The sequence below is a fragment of the Mycobacterium sp. genome, assembly GCF_025933915.1.
GTDB lineage: Bacteria > Actinomycetota > Actinomycetes > Mycobacteriales > Mycobacteriaceae > Mycobacterium.
In genome coordinates this window covers 1-23,996 of sequence record NZ_JAICZA010000027.1, presented here as the reverse complement: position 1 = coordinate 23,996, position 23,996 = coordinate 1, and the positions used below count along the sequence as shown (strand labels likewise).

18 protein-coding genes are annotated in these 23,996 nt (G+C 67.6%); 8 read left to right on the top strand and 10 right to left on the bottom strand.

Annotated elements, in window-relative coordinates:
• Positions 1-22: 22 nt before the first annotated feature.
• On the bottom strand, positions 23-916 hold the full coding sequence (locus Q0W90_RS06660) for a fructose bisphosphate aldolase (protein WP_297597134.1): 894 nt from the start codon (positions 914-916) through the stop codon (positions 23-25).
• A gap of 428 nt (positions 917-1,344) precedes the next feature.
• Between Q0W90_RS06660 and Q0W90_RS06655 the strand changes: the two genes are divergently transcribed.
• On the top strand, positions 1,345-1,722 hold the full coding sequence (locus tag Q0W90_RS06655) for an STAS domain-containing protein (RefSeq protein ID WP_297597131.1): 378 nt from the start codon (positions 1,345-1,347) through the stop codon (positions 1,720-1,722).
• Between the two features lie 26 nt (positions 1,723-1,748).
• Here Q0W90_RS06655 and Q0W90_RS06650 read toward each other — a convergent pair whose 3' ends face one another.
• Positions 1,749-2,819, bottom strand: coding sequence for a phosphotransferase family protein (locus Q0W90_RS06650; protein WP_297773741.1), 1,071 nt, complete (start codon positions 2,817-2,819; stop codon positions 1,749-1,751).
• Positions 2,816-3,952 (bottom strand): hypothetical protein, encoded by a 1,137-nt coding sequence (locus Q0W90_RS06645; RefSeq protein WP_297597123.1) that lies wholly within the window; start codon positions 3,950-3,952, stop codon positions 2,816-2,818. The genes Q0W90_RS06650 and Q0W90_RS06645 overlap by 4 nt, the downstream gene beginning before the upstream one ends.
• Positions 3,953-4,074: 122 nt before the next feature.
• On the opposite strand from Q0W90_RS06645, the gene Q0W90_RS06640 reads away from it, so the two are divergent.
• The 5 genes from Q0W90_RS06640 to Q0W90_RS06620 all read left to right on the top strand — a co-directional run bounded on the left by Q0W90_RS06640 (position 4,075) and on the right by Q0W90_RS06620 (position 9,602).
• Positions 4,075-4,695, top strand: a complete 621-nt coding sequence (locus Q0W90_RS06640; protein ID WP_297699143.1) for a TetR/AcrR family transcriptional regulator — start codon at positions 4,075-4,077, stop codon at positions 4,693-4,695.
• Between the two features lie 102 nt (positions 4,696-4,797).
• Positions 4,798-5,934, top strand: coding sequence for a phosphotransferase (locus Q0W90_RS06635; protein ID WP_297773739.1), 1,137 nt, complete (start codon positions 4,798-4,800; stop codon positions 5,932-5,934).
• Positions 5,935-6,060: 126 nt separating this feature from the next.
• A complete protein-coding gene (locus Q0W90_RS06630) occupies positions 6,061-7,821 on the top strand; it encodes an amidohydrolase family protein (RefSeq protein ID WP_297597114.1) in 1,761 nt (586 codons plus the stop codon).
• 11 nt (positions 7,822-7,832) lie between these two features.
• The gene (locus tag Q0W90_RS06625; RefSeq protein WP_297699139.1) at positions 7,833-9,149 is read left to right on the top strand and encodes an aromatic ring-hydroxylating dioxygenase subunit alpha; all 1,317 of its coding nucleotides are present in this window, start codon (positions 7,833-7,835) and stop codon (positions 9,147-9,149) included.
• A 192-nt stretch (positions 9,150-9,341) separates the two neighbouring features.
• Positions 9,342-9,602, top strand: a complete 261-nt coding sequence (locus Q0W90_RS06620) for a hypothetical protein (protein WP_297597110.1) — start codon at positions 9,342-9,344, stop codon at positions 9,600-9,602.
• Between the two features lie 4 nt (positions 9,603-9,606).
• Here the strand turns inward: Q0W90_RS06620 and Q0W90_RS06615 are convergent, their stop codons facing one another.
• Positions 9,607-10,263 (bottom strand): response regulator transcription factor, encoded by a 657-nt coding sequence (locus tag Q0W90_RS06615; protein ID WP_297597108.1) that lies wholly within the window; start codon positions 10,261-10,263, stop codon positions 9,607-9,609.
• On the bottom strand, positions 10,260-11,477 hold the full coding sequence (locus Q0W90_RS06610; RefSeq protein ID WP_297773736.1) for a histidine kinase: 1,218 nt from the start codon (positions 11,475-11,477) through the stop codon (positions 10,260-10,262). The genes Q0W90_RS06615 and Q0W90_RS06610 overlap by 4 nt, the downstream gene beginning before the upstream one ends.
• A gap of 133 nt (positions 11,478-11,610) precedes the next feature.
• Here Q0W90_RS06610 and Q0W90_RS06605 point away from each other — a divergent pair, with 133 nt between their 5' ends.
• Positions 11,611-11,991, top strand: a complete 381-nt coding sequence (locus tag Q0W90_RS06605) for a hypothetical protein (protein WP_297773734.1) — start codon at positions 11,611-11,613, stop codon at positions 11,989-11,991.
• Positions 11,984-14,836 carry an RND family transporter gene (locus Q0W90_RS06600; RefSeq protein ID WP_297773732.1) on the top strand — a complete coding sequence of 951 codons (2,853 nt, stop codon included), beginning with the start codon at positions 11,984-11,986 and terminating at the stop codon, positions 14,834-14,836. Before Q0W90_RS06605 ends, Q0W90_RS06600 begins: the two co-directional genes overlap by 8 nt.
• On the opposite strand, the gene eccCa is transcribed toward Q0W90_RS06600, so the two are convergent.
• The 5 genes from eccCa to Q0W90_RS06575 all read right to left on the bottom strand — a co-directional run bounded on the left by eccCa (position 14,820) and on the right by Q0W90_RS06575 (position 23,394).
• Positions 14,820-19,031, bottom strand: coding sequence for a type VII secretion protein EccCa (eccCa, locus tag Q0W90_RS06595; protein WP_297773729.1), 4,212 nt, complete (start codon positions 19,029-19,031; stop codon positions 14,820-14,822). The two genes, Q0W90_RS06600 and eccCa, sit on opposite strands and share 17 nt — an antisense overlap.
• A gap of 3 nt (positions 19,032-19,034) precedes the next feature.
• The gene (gene eccB, locus Q0W90_RS06590) at positions 19,035-20,522 is read right to left on the bottom strand and encodes a type VII secretion protein EccB (protein ID WP_297597098.1); all 1,488 of its coding nucleotides are present in this window, start codon (positions 20,520-20,522) and stop codon (positions 19,035-19,037) included.
• A 2-nt stretch (positions 20,523-20,524) separates the two neighbouring features.
• Positions 20,525-21,379: a transglycosylase gene (locus Q0W90_RS06585; protein ID WP_297773771.1), complete on the bottom strand. Its 855-nt coding sequence runs from the start codon at positions 21,377-21,379 to the stop codon at positions 20,525-20,527.
• 273 nt (positions 21,380-21,652) lie between these two features.
• Entirely contained in the window at positions 21,653-22,429 is a 777-nt protein-coding gene (locus Q0W90_RS06580; RefSeq protein WP_363319561.1) for a hypothetical protein, read from the bottom strand.
• Positions 22,430-22,692: 263 nt separating this feature from the next.
• Positions 22,693-23,394 (bottom strand): DUF5631 domain-containing protein, encoded by a 702-nt coding sequence (locus Q0W90_RS06575; RefSeq protein ID WP_297773724.1) that lies wholly within the window; start codon positions 23,392-23,394, stop codon positions 22,693-22,695.
• Positions 23,395-23,996 lie beyond the last annotated feature (602 nt).

The window sequence follows — 23,996 nt, the reverse complement described above, 5'->3', positions numbered from 1 at the left end:
GGGTCGCCGCCATCGGGATAGATCAGCCGGCGACCGAGGCGTCGTAGATCGATTGGATCGCCTTGTCCAGCGTGGTGTTGAACTGCTCGTCGGACTGATTGACAGTGAGCCCCTCGGTGAGCGCCCGGCTGAAGCTGGCGATCAAGCCGGCGTTCTCGGCCAGCAGCTCGTTGGCCTCCTCGCGGGAGTAGCCACCGGAGAGCGCGACCACCCGCATCACCTTCGGGTGTTCGATCAGCGGCCGGTAGTAGTTGGCCTCGGTGGGCAGGCTCAGCTTGAGCATCACGCGCTGGCCGTCGGGCACGGTGTCGAGTTGCTTGGTGATCTCGTCGCGCAGGACGGCTTCGGCCTCGGCCTTGTCCGAGATCGAGATGGTGACCTCGGGTTCGATGATGGGCACCAGCCCGTGCGAGAGCACCTGACGGGCGACCTCGAATTGCTGCGCGACCACGGCGGCGATGCCGTCGGCGTTGGCGCCGCCGATCACCGACCGTTCCTTGGTGCCGAACACACCCTTGCCCACGGCCCGCTCCAGCAGGTCGTCGAGCCCCGGCATCGGCTTCATCAGCTGGACGTCGTCGGACGCGTCCGCCAGGCCCTTGTCGATCTTGAGGATCGGCACCACACCCTTGGTCTCCCACAGGTAGGTGGTCGTCGGCTTGCCCTCGATCTCACGGTCCATGGTCTGTTCGAACAGGATCGCCGCCAGCACCCGGTCACCGGTGAACGACGGGGCGGTGATGATCCGCGAACGCATCTCGTGGATGAGGTCGAACATCTCCTTGTCGGAGGAATACGCGCTGTCCTCGATGCCGTACAGGCGCAGCGCCTTCGGCGTCGAGCCGCCGCTCTGGTCGAGCGCCGCGATGAACCCCTTGCCCGATGTCATCCGGTCCGCTTGCTGCTGGTTCGACATTGAACTCTTCACTCCCTCGTGATGGGCACGCCCGGCCGGAGAGACCGTGCGCGCTCAAGCTTGAATCGTGCCGATCATATTCGGCCAGCGCCAGCAGGGGCAGGCAGGCCGTCAGTCCGGGCTCGACCCCAGGCTTGGTCTGACTGCCGCGATACCGCCCTGCGTGAGACCTATGGTCGCCCCCGCGCCGGCCAGGACCACGTCGCTTGGTCGAAAATCACTCAGCATTTTGGGCCCCGATTGCCGCGTGTCCTACCATTGACTAAACACTTGTAACTGCATCTGCATTTAGCAGCGCAGACCGACGGGGCGCATCTCCTCCGTGGCAAGCGTGTTCCCGAGGGGTTGAATCAGCAGCCCCCGGATATGGCAGTGGCTGTACGAGGGCTAGCGGTGTCCCGCATGGGACCGAATGTGAGTGATAGACCATGGGCGAACAATCCGGCGATGTCGTCGATCCGACCTCTTTTGAAGTGGGCAAACACCAGGTAGATCAGGCGGTCGTGCTCACCGTCTCGGGTGAAGTGGACATGCTTAGCGCGCCACTGCTGGCCGACGCCATCCAGACCGCGCTGGCCACCAAACCCGCGGCGCTGATCGTCGATCTGTCCAAGGTCGGTTTCTTGGCCTCGGCCGGGATGACCGTGCTGGTGACCGCGCAGGCCGATGTCGAACCGCCGACGCAGTTCGCGGTGGTCGCCAACGGCTCGGCCACGAGCAGACCCATCAAACTGATGGGAATCGACAGCGTGCTCGCGCTCTACAGCAGCCTGGACGGCGCGTTGAGCGGTATCGCTGGTGAATAAGCCCCGATAACGCTGAGCCGCCCCGCCTATCCGGCCAGTACCTGCTGGATGCGCTCGTCGCGCGGCAGCACCGGCCCGTCGTCGAGGGGTTCGTCGATTCCGAGGTCGGTGAGCCCGGCTTTGGTCAACAGCCCGGTGCCGTAGGCGGCGAGCACGAGCTTTTGATCGTCGCTGTGCCCGTCCTCGACGAGCATGGCGCCGATGAGGCAGATGACGGCCATCTTGTAGGCGTTGAAGGCCCGGTACCAGGATCGGTTCGCGACTTTGATCCCGCTGGTCGACTCGTAGTGCGCCAGCAGCGCATCGATGGACAGCGCCGCGGGGTGGCTGTTGATCCCCACCGGCTGCATCCACAGCATCTCAAGCCAGCCGATGTCGGTGAGCGGGTCGCCGACGGTCGTCATCTCCCAATCGAAGACCGCGCTGACCTCGCCGGCGGTGAAAGCGAAGTTGCCCGGTTTTGCGTCGCCGTGCACCAGCGTGATCCTCGGATATGGCTCGGGCTTACCGGCGAGCAGCGCCCGATGCAGGCGCTCCAGGGCGGGCAGGCGGTCGCGCTTGACCCGGTTCATCTCCGCCGCCCAGTGGCCCAGTTCGCGGTCCAGGTGGTTGGCGCCGTCGTCGAGGGCGTCCAGTCCCGTCCCGGTGAGGTCGACGGTATGGATGGCGGCGAGTTGCTCGACCAGGCTCTGACACATCCGCACCACCGTGTCATCGTCGGCACCGGCCGGCGGCTCCATTTCGTACACGTCGCCGGCGACGCGTTCCATCACGAAGAACGGCCGACCGAGCACCTCGCCGGTCGGTTCGAGCCACAGTGCCCGCGGTACCCGGACCGGCGTATCCGCCAACGCGCGCAGGATGTCGAACTGGCGCGCGAGGTCATAGGGCTCCAGCAGCGCGGGCGGCTTGGGGCGTAGCCGCAACACCACGTCTTGCCGGCCGGCGCGGCGGGTGACGACGCTCAGCGTCATCATCTCGGCCGAGTGCCCAAAGCTCACCCGATCGATGCCCTCGAGACGGACGCCGTCGGCATCGGGGACCTGGGTGCGCACCCAGTCGCTCAGCCGCTGTTCCAAATCGGCGTCCAGCGTCACTGCTGAATCCCTTCGCTGTCTGCCGGCAAGCGATCGACCGGGGTCTTGTCCTGGGTGAACGCGGACATGTCCATCGCCGTCCAGTTGGGGTAGCGGCGGTAGCCCTGCCCGCCGAGCAGCAATTCGAAGATGCCCCAACCGGTGTCGCCGTCACGCTCGAACCGCATCAACTGGTCGAGCGCCATCGATTTGCCCTCGGTTTCGGAGAGCTGATCGGGATCGCCGCTGTCCCAAGCGAAATGGATGAAGTACGCGCCGCCGCCCAGGTCTTCGTATAGGCAGTGCGCCATCGGCAGCCCGTAGTAGGCGTTGACCTCCAGATGGGGCGCCTCGGCGACCACGCGGTGGGACTTGCCGTCTTCGTCGGTGAACACCAGGACCGCGCGGGTGGGCCGCTTGCGGGCGCCGTCGAATTCGACCTCGTGTTCGATCTTGACGAATCGCTTCGAAAGCGTCCCGTCGGCGTAGGTGATGCCGCCGTCAACGTAATTGACTGTGCCATCGGAGGATTCGATGACCCACGCTTCGATTGCATGGTCGCCGAACCCGGCGTCGAGCCACAACCAGAAGTCGATCTTGTCCGAGACCCGCACGCCGAAAGTGCGGTCGCGGCCGCCGTGAAAGCCGTCGACGCCGACGCGTTGGCCGTCGATCTGCACCCAGCCGCTCCATCGCCCGGGTTCTTTCATGTGGTACATGTCGGCCAACATCTGGCCGTTCTTCCCTCGCACCTTCATGGGCAACAGCTCCCACATCGGGGCGGTGGGTTCGTAGTAGAGCTCCCACTCGATCCCCGAGTTGTTGGGCTCGACGTCCAATCGCCACTTCTTCAGCGGCTCGATGCAGGTCCAGCGCATCGGCCCGGCGCTCAGGTCGCCGCGGTCGTCGCCGGTGACAGGCCGCCCGGACAGGAGGTCCCAATGCCGGCCGTCGGCGAGGCTGACCTTGACGTAGCCCAGTCCGCTACCGGTGTTCGGGTTGTTGCCGTAGCCGCTGGCCAGCAGGATGGTGCCGTCCGGTGATGCGGCGAAGAAGTAGCACCGATCCGACCACGTCGGATCGGGATCGTGCACCTGGTCGAAGGTAGTCGGAAGCTGGTGGGTGAACGATTCGTCCGCGGCGGAATACGCCATCAATCGGCCTTTCTGGCTGGGCTTGTCCTTGCGCTGCAAGATGTTTCGTCATCGGAGCCCCGGTCGGCCCCCACTGGTATCCGATACCGAAGCAGCGCAACGCATCCCGTAGCATTGCCGCCATGGAACCGAGCCGGCGGTGGGGCGACGACCGCGCGATCCTCGACGACGAGGAGGCCCGCAGCCGGATCCTGGATGCGGCGGGCCGCTGTATTGTCCGGCGCGGCAACACCCAGTTCCGGATGGGCGAAGTCGCCGACGAGGCTGGGGTGTCACGCTCGACGGTGTACCGCTACTTTCCCGGCCGTGACGACGTCCTGCTGGGCCTGATGCTGACGCGCGTGGACAGCGCGCTCGGCGAGCTGGTGCGCTCGCTGCCCGCCCCCGATGACCCCGTTCGATCGGTGCCCGAGATGGTGCTGGCGCGGGTGGAATCGGTGGACGGCAACGCGCTGAACGAAGCGCTGTTCGCGGCCGAGAGCACCGCGGTGGCCGCGGCGCTCGAGAAGGGTTCCGAACCGATCGTCGAGCTGCTGCTGCGCCATTACGGGCCGTTGCTGGAACGCTGGAAAGCGGCGGGGTTGATCTACCCCGACGTCGATTTCCGGTCGATCGTCCAGTGGTTGCACAGCGCGACCCTGTTTCTGCTGGCGCCCACGTGGCGATACCGTCCCGCCTCCGACAAACGCGAATTCGTCGAACAGCTCGTGGTGAGGGCCCTGGTTCCACAGATCAGACAATAATCGTATATTGTCTGATGTCCAGGTGTTCGATGGGTTTTCTCCGACGGCGTTGGTGTTGAGAACGCAGCGTCGCGGTCGGCTTGGAAACCGGGATGGATGGGCATGAAAACTCCTGTGGGAAGCGCTTTTTCCTTCCTTGGCCTGGCCGCTCACCTGGGGCGCGGCGCGGGTCGGGTGGCCACCGATGCGGTGGTGGGCAGCCGGTTCGGCTTGCCGCGCACGGTCGAAGACATCGACCCCGCGGTCCTTTCCCGCGTCATGGGGACCACCGTCCGGTCGGTCCGCGTGCTGAGCAGGGACGCGGGCACGTCCTCGCGGGGCCGGCTGGTGTTGACCGGCAAGAGCGTCCCCGAGTCGGTGTTCGCCAAGGTCGCGGCGAAGACGGCCGCCACCCGGCTGATGGGTGAGCTCGGCCGGCTCGGACACACCGAGGTGCGCTTCTATCGCCAGCTCGCGCCGCAGGTCAACGGCGTCCCCTACTGCTACGGCGCGGCGTTCGATCCGTGGACGGGCCGCTACCTGCTGGTTCTGGAGGATCTCCCGGCCGAGTCGTGCGACTTCCCGGACACCTTGCACCCGCTGTCGACCGACCAGGCCAGCCTCATCATCGAATTGCTGGCCGAACTGCACGCCACGTTCTGGGGACGGCTGCCCCGCGACGGGCGCGGGCCGTTGGGCTGGCTGTACACACCGTCGAGCGACGTGACGTCGTTGTTGACCGGCTCGCTGATGCACACCTCGATCAAGCGCCTCGCCGAACGCACCACGATTCGCGTGGAGAAGGGCAGCTTCATCGCCGACAACTATCGCGCCGTCGCCGCGCTCATCGATGCTCCCCCCCACACCGTCATGCACGGCGACGCCCACCCGGGCAACATGTACTTCCACGGCGGCAAGGCCGGGCTGCTGGACTGGCAGGCCGTGCGGCGGGGACACCCCACCCGCGAGCTCGCCTACACCCTGATCACCAGCCTGACCCCGGAGGACCGGCGGGCCACCCAACGCGACCTCCTCGACGACTACCGACGGGCGCTGGTGGCCGCCGGCGGCCCGCAGCTGGACCGCGACGACCTGTGGCTGCGGTTTCGCCAGGGCGCGCTGTACGCCTATGTCGCCCCGCTGATCACCACCGGAATGGGCGGCATGCAGGTTGAAGACATCGCCATGGAAGGCCTGCGGCGGGGCGTCGCCGCGCTCGACGATCTGGAAACCGTCGCCGCCCTGAAGAGTTCTCTGTAGGACTCGCGAATTCGGCTGAAGCTATTGCCTTCGCCGCCCCACGAGTTACGCTACTTACCGTAGCGAAATGCTGCGCGATTTCCGCTCAGCCCTCCAAGGCAGCCCGCCGCGGCGAAGAGGAGTCTCATGTTCGACTTGAAGATCACCGGCGGAACCGTCGTCGACGGCACGGGTGCCGAGCGCTTCCGCGCCGATGTCGGCATCAAGGACGGCAAGATCGTCGACGTCGTCCGCCGGGGTCCAGACGGACCCGTCTTGGGTGGGGAAGCCGCCGAAACCATCGACGCCACAGGGCATGTGGTGGCCCCCGGCTTCGTCGACATCCACACCCACTACGACGGCCAGGTGACCTGGGACGGATTGCTGGAGCCGTCCAGCGGGCATGGCGTCACGACGATCGTGACCGGCAACTGCGGCGTCGGCTTCGCGCCCGTGCGGCCGGGCACCGAGCAGTGGCTGATCGAGCTGATGGAGGGCGTCGAGGACATCCCCGGCACCGCGCTCACCGAGGGCATCACCTGGGGCTGGGAAACCTACCCCGAGTACCTCGACGCGATCGGCAAGCACAAGTTCGCCGTCGACGTGGGCAGCCAGGTAGCCCACGGCGCCGTCCGCGCCTATGCGATGGGCGAGCGGGGTGCCCGCAACGAGCCCGCCACCCCCGACGACATCGAGGCGATGGGCCGCCTGGTGCGCGAGGCGATCGAAGCCGGCGCGCTCGGCTTCTCGACGTCGCGCACGATGGGGCACCGCGCAATGGACGGCGAACCGGTTCCCGGCACGTTTGCTGCCGAAGATGAGCTGTTCGGCCTCGGTCGCGCCATGGCCGCCGGCGGGCAGGCGGTGTTCGAGCTGGCCCCGCAGGGGGCCGCCGGCGAAGACATCATCGGCCCCAAAAAGGAACTGGACTGGATGCGGCGGCTGAGCGGCGAGATCGACCGCCCGGTGTCGTTCGCCCTCATCCAGGTGGACGCCGACCCGAAGCTGTGGCGCGAGATGCTGGACCTGTCCGCGGATGCGCACGCCGCCGGCGCCCGGCTCTACCCGCAGATCGCGGCGCGCCCGTTCGGCATGATGATCGGGTTCCAGGGCCATCACGGCTTCAGCCACCGGCCGACCTTCCGTCGCCTCAAGGCCGAGTGCAGTCGCGAGGAGCTCGCGCAGCGGTTGGCCGATCCCGCGGTGAAGGCGGCGATCCTGTCCGAGGATGACCTGCCGGCGGACCCCACCCTCTTGTTCGACGGCATGTTCGCCCTGGTGCAGCACTCGCTGGGGCGGCTGTACGCGCTCGGCAACCCGCCCGACTACGAGCCGACACCGGAACGCACCGTCGCCGCCATCGCCGAGGCACGCGGCGAGGACCCGTTGTCGACGCTGTATGACCTCATGCTCGAGGCGGACGCGACCTCGATGCTGATGCTGCCGTTGTTCAACTACGCCGACGGCAACCACGACGCGATCCGCGAGATGATGCTGCACCCCGCCGGGGTGCTCGGCCTGTCCGACGGCGGCGCCCACTGCGGGATGATCTGCGACGCCTCCTATCCGACCTTTCTGCTCACCCACTGGGCACGGGACCGGCGCCGGGGCGAGAAGCTGTCGCTCGAGTACGTGATTCGCAAGCAGTCCCGCGACACCGCCCACCTGTTCGGCCTCACCGACCGCGGCACCATCGAACCGGGCAAGAAGGCCGACATCAACGTCATCGACATGGACGCGCTGACCCTGCACCCGGCGGCGATGGCGTTCGACCTGCCGGCCGGCGGAAACCGGATCCTGCAGGGCGCCAGCGGTTATGCGGCGACCATCGTCAGCGGAGCCGTCACCCGCCGCAACGACGTCGACACCGGGGCCCGCCCCGGGCGGCTGGTCCGCGGGGCCCGCTGAGAGCTCGCCCGATGGCAACGGCGCGCACCGGCTCGCACATCCAGGAGGATGCGATCGGCACCGCGCCGGCGCACCCGACGCTGGTGCCCGCCGAGCGCTACTACTCCCCCGCCTTCGCGGCGCTCGAGGTGGAGCGGATGTGGCCGCGGGTGTGGCAGCTGGCCTGCATGGTCGACCACATCGCGGCGCCGGGCGACTATTTCGAGTACCGCTGCGGACCGTACGGGGTGCTCATCGTCCGCGACGACGACGGGGAGATTCGCGCGTTCCAGAACGTCTGCCGGCACCGCGGCAATTCGTTGTGCACCGGCTCGGGTTCGGGCCTGCGAGAACTCAAGTGCGGCTATCACGGTTGGACCTGGGACTTGGCCGGCGCGCTCAAACGGGTGCCCAACCGCAAGGGCTTCGGCGCGCTGCGCATGTCCGACTTCCCGCTGATACCGGCGCGGGTCGAGAGCTGGGCGGGACTCGTCTTCGTCAATCTCGACCTGGACGCGATGCCCCTGATGGAATATCTGGAGGCGGTGCCCGACGACATCGCCTGGTGCCAGCTCGAGGACTTCCGCTGCTACGCCACACTCACCGTCGACGTGGACGCCAACTGGAAAACGATCGCCGACGGTTACAGCGAGACCTATCACATCCAGACCCTGCATCCCGAACTACTGCGTTGCGTCGACGATATCCATGCGCCGCAACAGATTTGGGGTCATACCGGTAAGTCGGATCAGCCCTACGGCGTGCAGAGCCCGCGCTTCGACGGTGCGCTGAGCGACGAACAGGTGTGGGACGCCTACGTCGTTACGCAGGGAGCGTTGATGGGCGCCGCCGAGGGCACGCCCTTCCCCGCCGACGAACGCCGGCCCGGACAAACGGTTGCCGACCTGATCGCCGAGCGAACCCGGGCCTTCGCCGCGGGCCGCGGCGTCGATCTCAACTGGGCTGACACCGACCGCATGACCCGATTGCACCAGTACAACGTGTTCCCCAACATGACCTTGCTAGCCAACGCCGACCACCTGACCGTCATGTGTTCGCGCCCCGGCACGGATCCCGGCCACTCCCCTGACCAAGGCGAGCTGGTGATGTTCTTGATGACGCGGATGCCGCCGGGCGCGCCGCGCACCAAGCCGACCGACGTCCGCATGGCCGCCGAGGCGGCCGAGCCAGGGATCGTGCTCACCCAAGACATCACGGTGCTCCCCGGGCTGCAGCGCGGGATGCACCAGCCCGGCTTCACGCATCTGGTCCTGTCCAGCGAGGAGCGCCGTGTGATCAACATGCACCGCAACCTGGAGCGCTACCTGGACCTGCCCACCGGCCAGTGACCCTGCCGAACAGTCTCCACATAATTCGTGTACACGCGGCCAAAGTGGCCCCGGGCGATTTAGAATCCGCTTGTGATGACCCCGTCTTACCCCTGGGGGGACGATCGCGGGCAACTTTCGCGGCAGCTGCGGCTGTCGAATCACACGCTCCGCCGAAGGCGGGCGCGACGGCTGTGCCACAGTTTCGAACGGGTGGGTGTTCGAACGGCGCCCGAGCGGTTGCGGGAAATGCTGGCGGGCGCGCCGCTGGCCGCTCATGAAGTGATCAATGTGAACTTCGCCCTGATCGCGATCCGGCTCGACCGCGAGTCCCGCGCAGCGCGATACAGGCGGCTCAAGCAACGCGGGACCCGCTCACTGATGTTCGCGGGCCTGGTCATGGTGGTGCTGAACTTCCTGATGTGCATGGCCTACGTGCTGCTGAACCTGGCCGAGCAATCGGCGACGCTGTAAATCGTCAGCGCGGGGCGACGATACCGTTGTCGTACGCGTAGACGATCGCGGCGGAGCGGTCGCGCAGATCGAGCTTGCCGAAGATCCGCCCGATGTGGCTTTTGACGGTGACACCGGAAATGCAGAGTTCGCCGGCGATCTCGGTGTTGGACAGGCCCTGGCCGATCAAGGTCAGGACGTCGAGCTCGCGGGTGGTCAGCTCGCCGATCGCGGTGCCGCGCGGGCCGGGGGCCGCCTTGCGGTACGTGGTGAGCACGCGGGAGGTCACCGCGGGATCCAGGTAGCTGTCGCCCCTGGCCACCGCGCGCACCGCACGGATCAACTCCTCGGCGGAAGAATCTTTGAGCACGAAGCCGGACGCGCCGGCGCGCAGCGCCCCGGACAACAACTCGTCCTCGTTGAAGGTGGTCAGCGCCAGCACCGGCGGCCGGCCGCCCAGTCTGCGGGTCGCCTCGATGCCGTCGACACGGCGCATCCGCAGATCCATCACGACGACGTCGGGTCGGTGCTCGGCCACCGCGGCGGCCACCTCGTCGCCGTCGGCGCACTCCGCGACGATGACGAAACCGTCCTTGCGGCGCAGGATCCGGCGCAGGCCCGAACGCACCAGATCCTGGTCGTCGACGAGCAGCACGGCGATCTCGGGCGCTGGGTCGGTCATTGCTTACACCACCATGGCCGCCAGGCGGTGTCGCCTTCCTGCAGCGGTATCTCGGCGCACACCGACCATCCGTCGCGGGTCGGGCCGACGTCGATGGCGCCGCCGAGTAGGTCAACGCGCTGGCGCATGCCGCGCAAGCCGCGCCCCTCCGGCGATTGCGCGACCGCGACCGCGGCCGGAAGCAGATTGTTGACGGAAAGCCGTACCGACACAGGTGAAATATCAAGCACCACGCTGGATTTCGATTCGGGTGCATGCTTGGCGATGTTGGCCAGCGACTCCTGGGTGATGCGGTAGAGCGCAAGGCCGACCGCGGCCGATACGTGATCGGTGGGTCCTTCGACGCACAGCGTGACGGCCAGGCCGGCGTGCTGAAAGCCCTCGACGAGCACCGGGACGTCGTCGATGCCGGGTTCGGGCGTGGTCGGTGCCGTTTTGGTCGGCCAATTGTCGAGCAGCCCGACGGTACGGCGGATGTCGGCCATCGCCTGCCGGCCGAGCTTCTCGGCCTGTTCCAGGGCCTCGACCGCGTCGTCGACATCGCGGTCCTGCTGCAGCGCGCGGCGCGCACCGGTCACGTGCAACAAAGTGATGCTGAGCGAATGCGCGATGACGTCGTGCACTTCGCGCGCGATCCGCCGGCGTTCGTCGGCGGCGGCGTGCTCGGCCAACAGCTTCTGCGCCTCGATCTGCTCGGCCATCAGCAGCCGTTGGGTGCGCATGATGTAACCGAGCAGCCAGCCCGCCGCGATGAATCCCAGATACAGCGCCACCGCGTCGAGGCGGTGCAGCGCGGACGCGGTGAGCAGCATCGCGGCCGCCCAGACAGTCACCAGGAATCCCGCCAGGACGGAGCTCAACGTCGCGACCGATAGAACCATCAGCACCAGGAACGCCGGGGCGAAATCGGCGTGCACGGGTGTCGATGTCGCGAAGAGCATCATGGCGGATGCCGTCGACCAGGTCGCCCACATGACCAGCGGCTTGAGCTTCATATTGAGGAAGAAGAAGAACAGCGTCGGTGAGATGGATACCGCGATCGCGGCCAGCGCGACGGGCATGTCGGCGGTGGGTCGCTGCAGCGTCGCGATCACGCCGCCGACCAGTTCGGTGGCGTCCACGGCGATCAACGACGTCCAGGTGATGCCGACGGGGATCAGCTCGCTGCGTCGGCGAAGCTGCTCCCGCAGGTGATCCGCGGTGGCGCGCAACATCGTCCAATCCTAGAAGAGCTCGGCGCCTCCTCACATCATGCTGGGGTCGGGGCCCGTCTCCGCCCCTGGTAGGAGACAAAGACTGCACTTCGGCACGACGCGCAGCAGGCGGCCGCTTTCCTAACGTCGAGGCATGACATGGACACTGCTGCACGACCGTATGGCCTTCATGGCCGAAGTGATCAAGGCCGCCGAGACGGACCCGCAGGCGGCACTTGCGTTGATCGACAACTCATCCGAGGTGCCCGAGCTGTTCGGCGACGAGGAAGGCCTGATGCTTTCACTCGGCCAGCGCTGGATCACCATGCTGGTGGCCAAGCTGGACCAGGCGGCGCACGAGGGCGCGTCGGCCGAACGGGCGCGGGCCGATCTCGAGGCCACCGAGCCCGGCCTGCACGCCCTGGTGAAGATCGGGTCACGCCGGTCGGCGCGGATGCGGTCGTTGTCTCGCGGCGAACATGTGGCCGTGGGCCTCTTCGGCGGGCCCGCCGGAAATCGGCAGACCGTTGCATGACCGATCGGGGATGCTTGCGCGACTGACCGGCCGGTACGCGATCCTGGTCGTCGGCCTGTGGGTCCTGGTGGCGGGGGTCGCCAATCTGGCGGTCCCCCAACTGGAACGAGTTGTCGACTCCCACGCCCGATCCTTCATGCCTCCCACCGCGCCCAGCGCGGTGGCCGCCGCCCGGGCAGCGCAACTGTTCAACCAGACCCCCAGCAACAACTTCGTTTACGTTGTGCTGGAACGCAATCAGCGGCTGACACCGCCTGACCGCCAGTTCTATGACGCGTTGACGACAACGCTGGGTTCCGATCGGCGTCACGTCTATGCGGTGACCGACCTCTGGTCACAGCCCGCGACGGCCGCCGGCGCGCAGAGCTCGGACGGCCGGGCCGTCAGCGTGATGGTGCGGCTCGCCGGGATGCTCGGTACCGCGCAGGCTCGCGATTCGGTCAACGCCGTGCGCGCCACCGCCCAGCAGCTGTCACCGCCGGCCGGCCTGGAAGTCCATGTCACAGGCCCCGGCGCCACGATCGTCGACGAATTCTCCGCGATCGATCGACAGATGCTCGGAATCACCGCCGCCACCATCGGTCTCATCCTGCTGTTGTTGCTCATGGTGTACCGCTCGCCGGTGGCGGCCGCGATTCCGCTGATCTCGGTCGGGCTTGCGCTGGCCCTGGCTCGGGCCGTCGTCGCGGCGCTGGGGCAGGCCAATGTGGTTGAGGTGTCCCTGTTCTCGGTGGCGCTCATGGCGGCCATGACACTGGGCGCCGGCACGGACTACGCGATCTTCCTGGTCGGCCGCTATCACGAAGGCCGCCGCCGAGGCGTCGCGCCGGGCCAGGCGTTGTCGCAGGCCTACCGCTCCATCGCGCCCGTGGTGATCGGATCGGCGCTGACCGTGTCGGTGGCGCTGGCATGCCTGGTGTTCGCCCACGTGGGCTCGTTCCGTAGCGCGGGATTACCCTGCGCCATCGGCATTGTGGCGACGATGATGGCCGCGCTGACCCTGACGCCCGCGCTGATGGGCCTGGCGGTGCGACGCGGATATCTCGAACCGCGGCCGTCGACAACGGCGCGGCGCTGGCGTCGCCTGGGAACCGCCGTGGCCCGTTGGCCCGGGCCGATTCTGGTGGCCGCGTTGGGGGTGACCCTGCTGATCGCGCTGCCGCTGTCCGGCATGCGGGTCGGTTTCAACGAGCCCGCCGCCACCCCGTCGTCCACCGACTCCAACCGCGGCTACGCCAGCGCCGACCGGCATTTCGCCGCGAACTCGTTGTTACCCGACGTCATCGCGATCCAGGCCGACCACGACCTGCGCAACCCGGCCGGCCTGATCGCCATCGAGCGGATCACCCGCCACATCATGGCCGTCCCGGGTGTGCGCGCGGTGCAGTCCGCCAGCCGGCCCGACAGCAAGGTGCCCGAACAGGCGACGCTGAGCTATCAGGCCGGCGTGCTCGGCCGCCAGTTCGGGGACACCATGGACTCGCTGACCCAGCGTCTGAACCGTGTGTCCGAGCTGGACGGTGCGTTGGCGCAGACCCAGCGCGCGGTGGACCGCCTCGGCGACGGATTGCGTGGCGGCAGCGCGGGTTTGGCCGACGTGTCGGGCGCCGCCGAAGACATGCGCGCCGGCATGGACGGATTGCAGCGCAACGTCACGACGATGTCGGGCTACCTCGACCCGCTGCGGGATTTCGTCGGGCGAACCCCCGACTGCGCCGTCAATCCGATCTGCTCGACGGTGGACCGAGTGCTACAACCGGTCGACAACCTGGTGCAGACCTCGACGCGCCTCGATGTGGGTGTCGCGAAACTGACCAGCGGCTCCAGCACGGCCGCCACCGCGATGGCCGGCTTGCCGCAAAGTGTCGCCGCGATGAAAGACGCGTTGGGACAAGCGCGTTCGGCCACCCGCGACCTACTGGGTCTGGCCGACTCGCTCGGCCCACAGATGCGACAGTTGACCGATTACCTGAACGAGATCGCCACGCAATTCCAGGGCAGCGCCGCGGCGGATTTCTATATGCCGCAGCGGGCGCTGACCGATCCTCGGTACACCGCCGCGCTCGGCCACCTGATCTCCGAGAACGGCCGCGCCGCCTACCTGCTGGTCTACGGCGACGGGTCGGAGTGGGGCGCCGATGGCGCCAAACGCGCAGGCCAGGTCCGCGCCGCCATCAAGGAGGCCACCAAGGAGGGCACCCTGACACCGGTGGAGGTCGACCTGGCCGGCGTCGGACCGGTGACCGCCGATCTGCAGCGCTTCGTCGCCAGTGACACCACGCTGCTGGTGGGCGCCGCGCTGGTGCTGATCTTCTTGATCGTCACCACGATGTTGCGCAGCCCGGTCGCGGGGCTCGTCGTCGTCGGCACGGTCGTTTTGTCCTACGCCTCGGCCCTTGGTGCCAGCGTGCTGATTTGGCAGCACCTGCTTCATCAGGACCTGCACTGGGCCGTGGCCCCGATCGCGTTCATCGCGCTGATCGCCGTCGGGGCGGACTATAACCTGTTGCTGGCGTTGCGGATCAAACAGGAAGCGGCAGCGGGCCTCAAGACCGGCATCGTTCGCGCCTTCGGCGGCACCGGCGGGGTGGTCACCGTCGCCGGCGTCGTCTTCGGCCTGACCATGCTGGCGCTGCTGAGTAGTAGCGTGCTCAGCATCGCCCAGATCGGTACGACCATCGCGGTCGGGCTGATGCTGGACACCCTGGTGGTTCGGGCGTTCGTCGTGCCGTCCATCGTGGCGCTGCTGGGCCGGTGGTTCTGGTGGCCGAGTCCGCTCCCCCGCCGCGCCGCGGCCGATGCGGTGAAAACGCCTGCGCCACAGTTGGTTACTGCGGGGTTATGACCGACGATGGCAGTCCGACCAGCACGCCCTCGACGTCGCCGTCCGCGCTCACCAACAGCCCACGCCCCGGCGGCAGTGCCTGCGCGCGAACATTTCGGTTGATCCGATTCTGCGGGTCGTTGTCCATATACAGCTGAGCCACTTTCGCCGAGTTCTGGAACCTGATCCACGGATCCATTTGCAGCGTCGCCCAGTTCGCGCTGTTACGAGTGGTGAAGACGTGAAGGCCGATCTGGCGGGCACGTTCCATCAGCTTCCACAACGCGGCGCCCACCGGCGGCTTGGGCGGATAACTCTGATCGGGGCGCAGGTCTCCGATGTCGTCGATGAGCACGAAGTGCCGCGCGCCTTCCCACGGCTTGAGGGCGCGCAGCTCCTCCTGGCTCAGGCCCTTGGGAGGCAGCCGGGGCAGCAGCACCTGCTGGGCCAGTGCCGTGATCACCTCGTCGATTTCGTCCTGGTCGTAGGCGTAGGCGCGCACGTAACCGGGACCGTGCAGATCGCGCAGGCCGTGTGGGGCGGTCTTCGGGTCGATCAGCGTCAGCTGCGCTTCCTCGGGACTGAAGCGGTTCATGATCGCCTCACCGATTGCCACCAGCGACAAGGTTTTTCCGCAACCTTGCCGGCCCAGGATCATCACACCCGGGCTTTCGCGCAGCTTGATGGGGACCGGTCCCAATTCGTGGCGTTCGCCGATGGCAAACGAGATCGACAGGTCGTCATCGGTCGGGTGAGCGGCCTCGTACTCCAGGATCGCCTTGAGTTCCACCCGCTGCGGCAGCCGCTGCAGGGTTGCGTGCTTGGTCACGCCGGCCACGTCCGCGATGCGGGCCCCGACGTCGACGATGCTGACCATCGCGCCGGTGGCCGGGTCGGTCAGGGCCGGCATGCCGACGCGTAGCTCGTGCAAGCTGTCCGTCAACCCGAAGCCCGGCCGGTTCAGCGTCCGGCGTGCCGCGTCCCGCGACTCGAGCGACGAGTGCCCCATCTGGCTCTCGCTCGGATCGGCCAACCGCAATTGGATTCGCGCCGTGGCGTTTTGCAGCAGGCTCTGCCGTTGCCCATGAATCCAGCCGCCGGCGCTGCACATCACATGCACCCCGTACTCGGGACCGCGGCTGCTCAACGAGATGATGCGGTCACCGAGCACGGTGTCTTTCGAATACAGGTCGTCGTAGTCGTCCACCACCACGAAGACATCGCCGAACGGGTCATTGGCGTCGGTGCCCCCCAGCCCGTCGCTGCCGGGCCCGAACCGGCGCTCGCGGAAGCCGTCGAGATCGATCTTGAGCCGCCGGAACGAGTCTTCGCGGGCATCGATCAAGGCGTCCATGCTGCTCAAAATGCGTTCGATGCCCTCGGCGTCCTTCGGCGACACGATGTCGGTGACGTGCGGTAGCGATGCAGCCTGGGCAAGGGTCGCCCCGCCGATGCAAAAGAACGTGACGCGGGCGGGGCTGTACATCGTTGCCGCCGAACACATCAGCGTCATCAATGTGGTCGTCTTACCTCGCTGCTTGGCGCCGACCACGATCACGTTGCTGCGCAGCGCGTCGACCGCGTGCACGATCTGCTTGGACTCTTCGGGGATGTCCATGACACCCACCGGGAACATCAGGCCCGCGTTGCGGCCGTAGTCGACATGCCACGGCTTGCCCCGGTATCCCGCGGCCAGGACGTCTATGGGCTCCGGATCCTCCAGCGGCTCCAGCCAGGGCCGGCGCGGGGAGCGGTGCGGCACGCTGTGCAACGACTCCCGCAGCACGTCCACGACCTTCTTCCGCTTGAAACCGTCCTCGTAGTACAGGAATTCGTCGGGTTCGGCGTCGACCGCGGCGGCGGCTTCCAATGCCGTGGCGTCGGCGCTGTCCAATGGCTGGAATTGCCAGTTGTACAGCCGGGGTTTGGTCAGGGTCATATCGACGGTCGCGGCGACTTCCTTGGTCTTGGGCACCACGAAGGGGGCCGAGAGGTAGAAGCAGCGGAACGGCTCCAGTTCGCGCGGCCCCACCTTCAGCAGGCCGAAACCGTTCTCCTTCGACGGCAGGTGGTAGGCGGCGTCCGAGCCGATCACCTCGCGGCTGTCGTCGCCGGACTCGGCGCGCAGCGCGATGCGGAAGGCGATGTTGGACTTGACCTTTTGCAGCGAGGACAGGTCCAGGCGCTGGCCGCCCAACATGAAGAAGACGTTGGCGCCGCGGCCTTCCTGACCGATGTGGATGATGAGGTTGATCCACTTCTCGTGGTTGGCGAACAGCTCCAGGTACTCGTCGACGATGACGAGCAGGACCGGCACCGGCGGCAGGTCGCGCCCGGCGAGCCGGATCTCCTCGTAGTCGTTGGCGTCCCGCGCCCCCACCGAGGTGAAGAGCTCGTAGCGTTGTTTGATCTCACCGTCGATGACCCTGCGCATCCGCTCGGCGAGGTGCCGCTCGTCCTTGCCGAGGTTCGACAGCGCGGCCACCACGTGCGGGATGCCCAGGATGTCCTGGGCCGCCGACTCGAACTTCATGTCGACGAAGATGACGTTGAACGTCTCCGGCGAATGCGTCAGCGCGATGCCGTAGACCAACGACAAAAAGAACTCCGACTTGCCCGAGCCGCTAGTGCCGATGACCACGGAGTGGAACCCGAAGCCGCCGAAGTCCTTGGCGCGGATGGTGACGTTCTGCAGCTCGCCGTTGGGTTTGGCCCCGACCGGGACCTCGCACCAGCGCTCGTCGCCGCGACCGCGCCGCTCGGCCCATAACCGGTCGACGTCCAGGTCGCGCGGGTCGTTTATCCCGAGGGCTCGCAGTAATTCCGTTGCGCCGCTGACTGAATCGGCGATCTCGCTGCGGCTGGTCGGCGACCAGCGCGCCATTGCCCGCGCGTAACGGTAGGCGCGGTGCACGGAGAGCTGGTCGGCGTGGGCGAAGAACTTGTTGCGCACCCGCAGCAGCGGAGCCGGCCGGCCGTCTTCGCCGTCGGAGTCCGAGCCGTTTCGGTGCAGAGCGATCTCGCCGTTGTTCGAACCGCTAGGTGTGCTGTGTCGCTCGCTGAGCTCGAACACCTGGTCGGTGGCGAAGCCCACGCCGGTGCCGATCCGTGAGGCGATGCGCAGCAGCGTGATTCCCGCCTTACCGACCTGGCCGACGACGCTCTCCCAGGCATCGGGGCTGCCGGTGTTGTCGTCGACGATCACCAGGTGAGGTCCCAAATCAACCGTGTTCGTTGTGGATTCCAGCGTCGAACCCATGGCGGTGGGGCTGGCCGCGGCGGGCGGCGTCCAGGCGCCGCGCTTGCCCTTCATGTGCAGCTCGGCGCCGAGGGTCTCTTCGAGTTCCTCCGGTGTGGCGAAGATCAGGCGCCGAAACCCGCACGCGTCGAAGAGTTCGTCGTGCAGGTTGTGCGGCAGCCACACGATCCACGACCACACCTCGGGGTTGCGCGTCACCACCATCAGCTTGACGTCGCGTGGGTTGTGAAACACCGCCAGCGAGCACAACACCGAGCGCATCAGTGACCGCAGCCGGTTCAGATCCTCGCCGACGAAGCTGAATCCGGGCGCTGACCGCAAGTTCACCACCTTGGCGATGTCGCGAATCTTGCGCTGTTCCAAGATGAAATCGCGAAGGGCCTGCCCGGTGACGGGTTCGAGCTCCTCATCGGAAGCGATGTCGGGCCAGGTCACCGAGAGCACCGAGTCCGGTGCGTGCTGCACGCCGGTGCCGAGCCGCGCCTCCAGGAAGTCCGCGTCCGAGCGGCCCCGTTCCCACATGCGTGGGCCTCCGATGATGGCCCCCAGGCCGCGGGGGTCGGCGTGCACGGAGTTCTGCCATTCGCGTTGCGCGCACACCGCGGTCTGGATCTCGTCGCGATTGCCGTCGAGGTCGCGCAGGTAGCGGCGACGGCCCTTTTCCATTTCGCCCCAGGTGATCTTGCGGGCACGGCCGAAGCGGCCGGAGAACGCCAGCATGCTGAACGCGCCGATCCCCATCAGCGGGAAGAATCCCGTGGTCAGGCTGCGGACACCGGAGACGTAGAGCATGACGATGGTGCCGATGAGCGCGACGATCAGCGCCGGCACACCGATCATCACCCAGATATTGCGCGGCTCGCGTTCCGGCAGTGCGATCGGCGCGCTGGGTGCTACCCGAACCGGTTTCGGCGGCTCGATCTTGACGCGGTTGATGGGGAACGCTTTCTTGGACATTCTCTAGCCTCCCGGCTTCGCCGATGTCGTCACCACAGCCACCTTGCCCAGCGCCGGCACGGTGTCACGCGCCAACAGCGCCGCCTCCCTTGACAGTGCGGGCCCGGCAGCGAATGTGCGTAGCAGCGGCCAGGGCGCTTGCACCGCCGAGCCCGGATCAAGCCCCAGCGCCCGCAGCGTCGTCTCGTCGTTGGCGATCCCGAACCGAACCCCGTTGTCGGACAACCAGAACAACGATTCGCGGGAGTCCGAGGTGACCACGCCGCTGGTCGACGTCACGAAGTTCGCCGCACCCGGCAACACCAGGACCTGGTTTGCGACCACCGACGCCGGGTCGCGGTCGTCACGCACCAGATGAACGATCCGGTTGTCCAGGTAGGACGGCGTCGGCAGCCCGCGCCCGTTGTAGACCACGACGCGGGCCCGCGGATCCGTCGACCCCTTCTCCCAGCCGACGCAGGTCGTCGGATCGGCCGCGGTATCAATGAAATTGAGGCGCTTGGTCGGGTAGTAGTCCACAGCCAGCGAGGTCACCTCGGGGATGTTGACCAACACGTCGGGCGTCACCACGCGCGGCGCCGTCGACCCGTAGGAGTTGGCGCTGCGCAACAGGTCCGCGACGAAGCTGGTGACTTTTTGCACGCCCTCGGGCAACAGAACGTAGAACTGCTTGCCGCCGCTGGCGGTTTGGGCCTGCAGCACCGCGCCAACCTGCGAGCCCGACACCCACGTCGACGGGGTGCCGGCCAGGGGTACCTCGGGGACGCCAAGCGGCTCGGTCGCGGGCAGTGCGTCGTACAGGGCCCGTGAAATCTCCACCGGCGGCGTCACTCCCGGGTCGAGTCCCAAGCTCAAGGTGACCGCTCGGTTCACCGGGTCGATCTGGGAGCGTTTGCCGCCCCAGATCACATAAGTGTTGCCCTCGAACGTGACCAGCAGGCCGGCGTCGTCGCTCAGCGGGGTGGCGCGGTCGTAGGCATCGAGTTGCCCGGCGATCGAGGTCACCAGCGGCCTTTCCGGGCTGCGCGGGCGGCCCGCCGTGTCGCATACCGCCCAGGCCGAGGTCGCACCCCGATGGACCGGCATCGCCGCCGGCGCTCCCGGGATGCCGACCAGCGGCCCGGTCGGATACTTCGCTATCTCAGCGGGTTTCACCCACGTCGGCTGATTCGCCGTCCCCGTCGCCAGTCGCGCGGACGTCAAATTCAGCGCCGGATACAGCCGGCCGTCGATCTTGGCGTAGAGCGCCCCGGAGTCGCGGTCGCCGATGATCGCCGAATCACCCACGATGCCAGTAGGTTTCAGCACGTTCAGAAGCAGCATCCAGCCCGAGGCGATGGCCACCAGGAGGACCGACAGCACCAGCGCGGCGGTCTGTTTGCGGTCGTCGTGTTTCATGCGCACCGTGAAGCGCGTGGTGGCCGCGCGCAGCCGCCGGTTGTAGAACAGGTGCCCAGAATTCTGGTCGCGGTTGGACAAACTCAGCGGCATGCTCAGTACCCCTTGGGCGCTCGGTGAGGATCGGCCTGCTGAATCCGATCGGCGAGATTCGACGCGTCGGCGGCGACCCCGTAACGGCCCATCGCATAGTTGATGAACGCGCACGCCTGCGCCACCAGGTTGTGAATGTCGCGCGATGTTCCCGGCTGGTGATAGGCCGCGAAGGTCGGCGCGATGAATTGCCAGGCGCCCTTGCTGGGGGTGCCCCGTACCGCGTTGGAATCCCAATTGTTGATCGCGTTTGCGTTGTAGTTGGACTCGCGCCGGGCCACCAGATCCATGCCGCGCTCCCAGCGGGCCCGCGCCGCCGGGCCGTGAATACCCTTGATGTCCAGGGCTTTACGGATGGCCGCCAGGACCGCCGGGCGTCCGCTGGCCTGGTTGCTGTGCATCGCTGTCGACGGCCTGTGTCGGTAGTTTAAGCGTCGCAGCCGCCGCGCGAGCAGCCTTGCCCGCCGTCGGGATCGGGCGATGTGGCGGTGCTGTGTCCGCAACCTTGTCGCCATGCGCGCCATGGCCTCTCGCCGACCCATCGGCGTATCGGCGGCCGGGGTCGCGTCCGTTTCGGCGTCTTCGAGGACCGCTCGCGTCGCCGTGCGGCCGCGCGCGTGATCGGCCCGCGCCGCCGCGATGACGGCCCCGAGCGCCCGGTCGGTGTGGCCCGCTCGACTTAGCCGCTTTAGGGCGGCGCTCGCCCGTGCCGACGCCGCGGGGGGCAGCCCAGAGGCGCTGTGCGATCTCGCTTCAGCGTGCGCGTCCGCCTGGGCGGGTGCGTCACCGATACGGTCCGTTCTCACCGCACCGGCGAACAGATGGTGGGCGCGGGCCAACACCGCGACCGCTTGCATTCTCCGGGGATCGGTCATCGACCTCCCCGCACCAATCCACCTGCGCGCCGCCACGGCGCCGCATCCTTGCCGGACACTCGAGTTAGTACTCCCACACCCTCCTGGCCGCGGATTCCGCGGTCGCTGCAGACGTACCTCATAGCATGCACGTATTGACAGTTCTGCTGTCAATAACGGGCAATCCAGTATGCCTTGGGGTCGGCCGGCCGCGATTACATGACGACATTACTGGCGGCCGAACTACCCGACCACTCACCTTTCGGTCGGATGGTGCTAGTCCTTGGGTTCGTCCTCGGACGGCATGATCACGATCCGGCGGTTGGGCCTATTGGTGACCACCGTCGGCTTGGCCTCGCCGGGTTTGGTGCCCGGAGCGCTCGGCGGGATCGTCAGGCGGCCCTTGACGGGCTGGCCGTTGGGCACACCCGGGGCCGTCACCCGCTTCTCGACCGGCTTGTCCTTGTTGCCGCCTTCGCCACCGGCGCCCATCGCCCCCGGGGGCATCATCGGCATCCCGGTCATTCCGGTCTGTCCGGGTATGGCGGGCATGCCGCCGGCGGGCGGCATCATCGGAGCTTTGGCGCCTGCCGGCGTCGTCGGCGGCGACGATGTCGGCACGGGCGGCGGACCCAGCGAGCTGGCCGGAACCGTGCCGCCACCCCCGAGGCCACCACCGCCGCCGGAGCCGCCACCCAGGCCGGAGCCGCCCGCACCGACACTGTCGACCAGATGCGCACTGTCGGCGAGGCCCGCCGCGCCATGCGCGCCCTGAACCGCGCTCATCAGCGGCTGGAGGGCGCTCTGGCCGGCCTGCATCGCCTGCTGAGGAAGCTGAGTCATCGGCCCCATGACGCCACCCATCGCGCCACCGAGTGCGCCCGTCACGCTGGACAGCATCTGCTGGATCATCTGCATCTCTTGCTGCCCGTTTGCCTCATTGGCCGGGAACTTCGCCGCGGCGTCGGCGGCATGAGCGCGGCGGTCCGCGTCGGCCGCTGCCGCGTCGGCGGCGTCTTGGGGGACGCCAGCGTTGCCGGCCGCTCCGACCATCCCTTGCCCACCGTCGCCGGGCGAGGCGCCGCCCGGCGGAACAGGAAACGGCCTGGGGATATTCGCTGGTGGCCCGCTACCTAGCCCAAAAGTAGTTGGCAAATCAAATCGGATGGGTCCGCCGGGAGTACCCACAATCTCACCTCCACCCCAGTCGGAAAGCCCGCAAACGTTCGAGGCTTATCCAGGCGCTGCCGATTACTCGTACCGTCATTTTGGCACAAAGCGCCACGAACGGTATTCACCCGACGATTGAGAACCCGCTACGAACCGCCTCGGTGGCTGATCGCGTCGAACCAGGCCAGGTGATAATTGGTGAGGTACTCATGGCCGTCGATCAATGCCTCGATCGCCGCCAAAAGCATCCAATCCCCAACCGACGCCGGCTCATGATTGGGATAAGCAGCCAACACCGCGTGCTGAATGTCGGCGACGCATTCGCGCAACATCTCGATTTCGCTTTCCAGAACACCCGTCTTTCGCACCGCGGGCGCAGCGACGGCCTGCGCGATCCGCGGCAGGCCGTCGCGGCGGCGCACCGCTTCGACCAAAGTGGGGCCGATCTCATCGACGCGGGGCGCGGCCGACCGGGCCGGCCGATCGCCGCTGAGCACGGGTTCGTCGGAACCCGGCTCGGCGACATAGGTGTTGGCGTGGTGGGCGGCCGCGACCGTGATGGCGCCAAGCAGGTCCACGACGTTGGCGTCATGGCGCCGCGCCGTCGGCTCGAGCAGGGTTACGTGGGCGGGCAACCGCACGTGGGGCGGTATCCATCCGCCGGCGAGATCGGTGACCAGCAGCGTGGTGGTGCCGTCGTCGCGCAGCCCGGCCGCCCACGACAGCCGCGGCTCCTGGCGAGCGACCGCGTCGACGAGCCGCTGGAGCCGCTGCTGTTCGGCCGCCCTTGCGGAAGCCGCGCCGGCGGTCGCGCCAGTTGCCGCGGACGCTGCCGAAGCGCTGGCCATCGCCGAAGAACCCGCGCCGGCTTGCCCTGCAGCGCCTGCTGAAGCGCTCCGCTCTACTGGCGACACCAGCGGTCCGCCCGCCGACGGCGACGACGCCGGCGAAGGCGCTACCGGCGCGCCCGAGACCGGACCGGCCGGGGCGGACGGCATGGACGGGGGCGCCACAACGGGTGGGCGTAGGTCAGAACCGTAGGCGGGCAACGACCCCGAGGGAACGGACGGACCACCTCCGACGGTCGCTGCGGGCGACGACCAACCCCCGGTCATCACCGCTGGTGACACTGGAGTGGCACCGCCCGTGGTCGACGGCGCGGGTGCCGTGGCCGGGGGTGCGTCGACGGGGGGCGTTGCCGCGATGAATGCTCCGGCGCTGGGCACGGTCGGCGTTACTGCCGGTGCCGCTTGAGCAGTTTGAGGCGCCCCGCCGTCGAACGCGTTTAGAGTCCCCGCCGAAAACGCTTGCCCCCCAGGGCCTGTCGCCTGGCCGGTCGCCAAGCCGGACGTGAAAGATTGGGCGAGGTTGGGCTGAGGGCCCTGGCCGAGACCGGCCGGTGACATCGACATGCCACCACCCTGAACGCCTGGCATTCCTGGCGATACGG

Excerpts from the sequence above, each read along its gene's own strand:
- eccCa (WP_297773729.1), bottom strand. The coding sequence starts at position 19,031 with ATGTCCAAGAAAGCGTTCCCCATCAACCGCGTCAAGATCGAGCCGCCG.
- Q0W90_RS06575 (WP_297773724.1), bottom strand. The coding sequence starts at position 23,394 with ATGGCCAGCGCTTCGGCAGCGTCCGCGGCAACTGGCGCGACCGCCGGC.
- Q0W90_RS06645 (WP_297597123.1), bottom strand. The coding sequence starts at position 3,952 with ATGGCGTATTCCGCCGCGGACGAATCGTTCACCCACCAGCTTCCGACT.
- Q0W90_RS06610 (WP_297773736.1), bottom strand. The coding sequence starts at position 11,477 with ATGTTGCGCGCCACCGCGGATCACCTGCGGGAGCAGCTTCGCCGACGC.
- Q0W90_RS06660 (WP_297597134.1), bottom strand. The coding sequence starts at position 916 with ATGTCGAACCAGCAGCAAGCGGACCGGATGACATCGGGCAAGGGGTTC.
- Q0W90_RS06640 (WP_297699143.1), top strand. The coding sequence starts at position 4,075 with ATGGAACCGAGCCGGCGGTGGGGCGACGACCGCGCGATCCTCGACGAC.
- Q0W90_RS06615 (WP_297597108.1), bottom strand. The coding sequence starts at position 10,263 with ATGACCGACCCAGCGCCCGAGATCGCCGTGCTGCTCGTCGACGACCAG.
- Q0W90_RS06630 (WP_297597114.1), top strand. The coding sequence starts at position 6,061 with ATGTTCGACTTGAAGATCACCGGCGGAACCGTCGTCGACGGCACGGGT.
- Q0W90_RS06605 (WP_297773734.1), top strand. The coding sequence starts at position 11,611 with ATGACATGGACACTGCTGCACGACCGTATGGCCTTCATGGCCGAAGTG.
- Q0W90_RS06635 (WP_297773739.1), top strand. The coding sequence starts at position 4,798 with ATGAAAACTCCTGTGGGAAGCGCTTTTTCCTTCCTTGGCCTGGCCGCT.
- Q0W90_RS06580 (WP_363319561.1), bottom strand. The coding sequence starts at position 22,429 with ATGGTCGGAGCGGCCGGCAACGCTGGCGTCCCCCAAGACGCCGCCGAC.
- eccB (WP_297597098.1), bottom strand. The coding sequence starts at position 20,522 with ATGCCGCTGAGTTTGTCCAACCGCGACCAGAATTCTGGGCACCTGTTC.
- Q0W90_RS06625 (WP_297699139.1), top strand. The coding sequence starts at position 7,833 with ATGGCAACGGCGCGCACCGGCTCGCACATCCAGGAGGATGCGATCGGC.
- Q0W90_RS06585 (WP_297773771.1), bottom strand. The coding sequence starts at position 21,379 with ATGCAAGCGGTCGCGGTGTTGGCCCGCGCCCACCATCTGTTCGCCGGT.
- Q0W90_RS06655 (WP_297597131.1), top strand. The coding sequence starts at position 1,345 with ATGGGCGAACAATCCGGCGATGTCGTCGATCCGACCTCTTTTGAAGTG.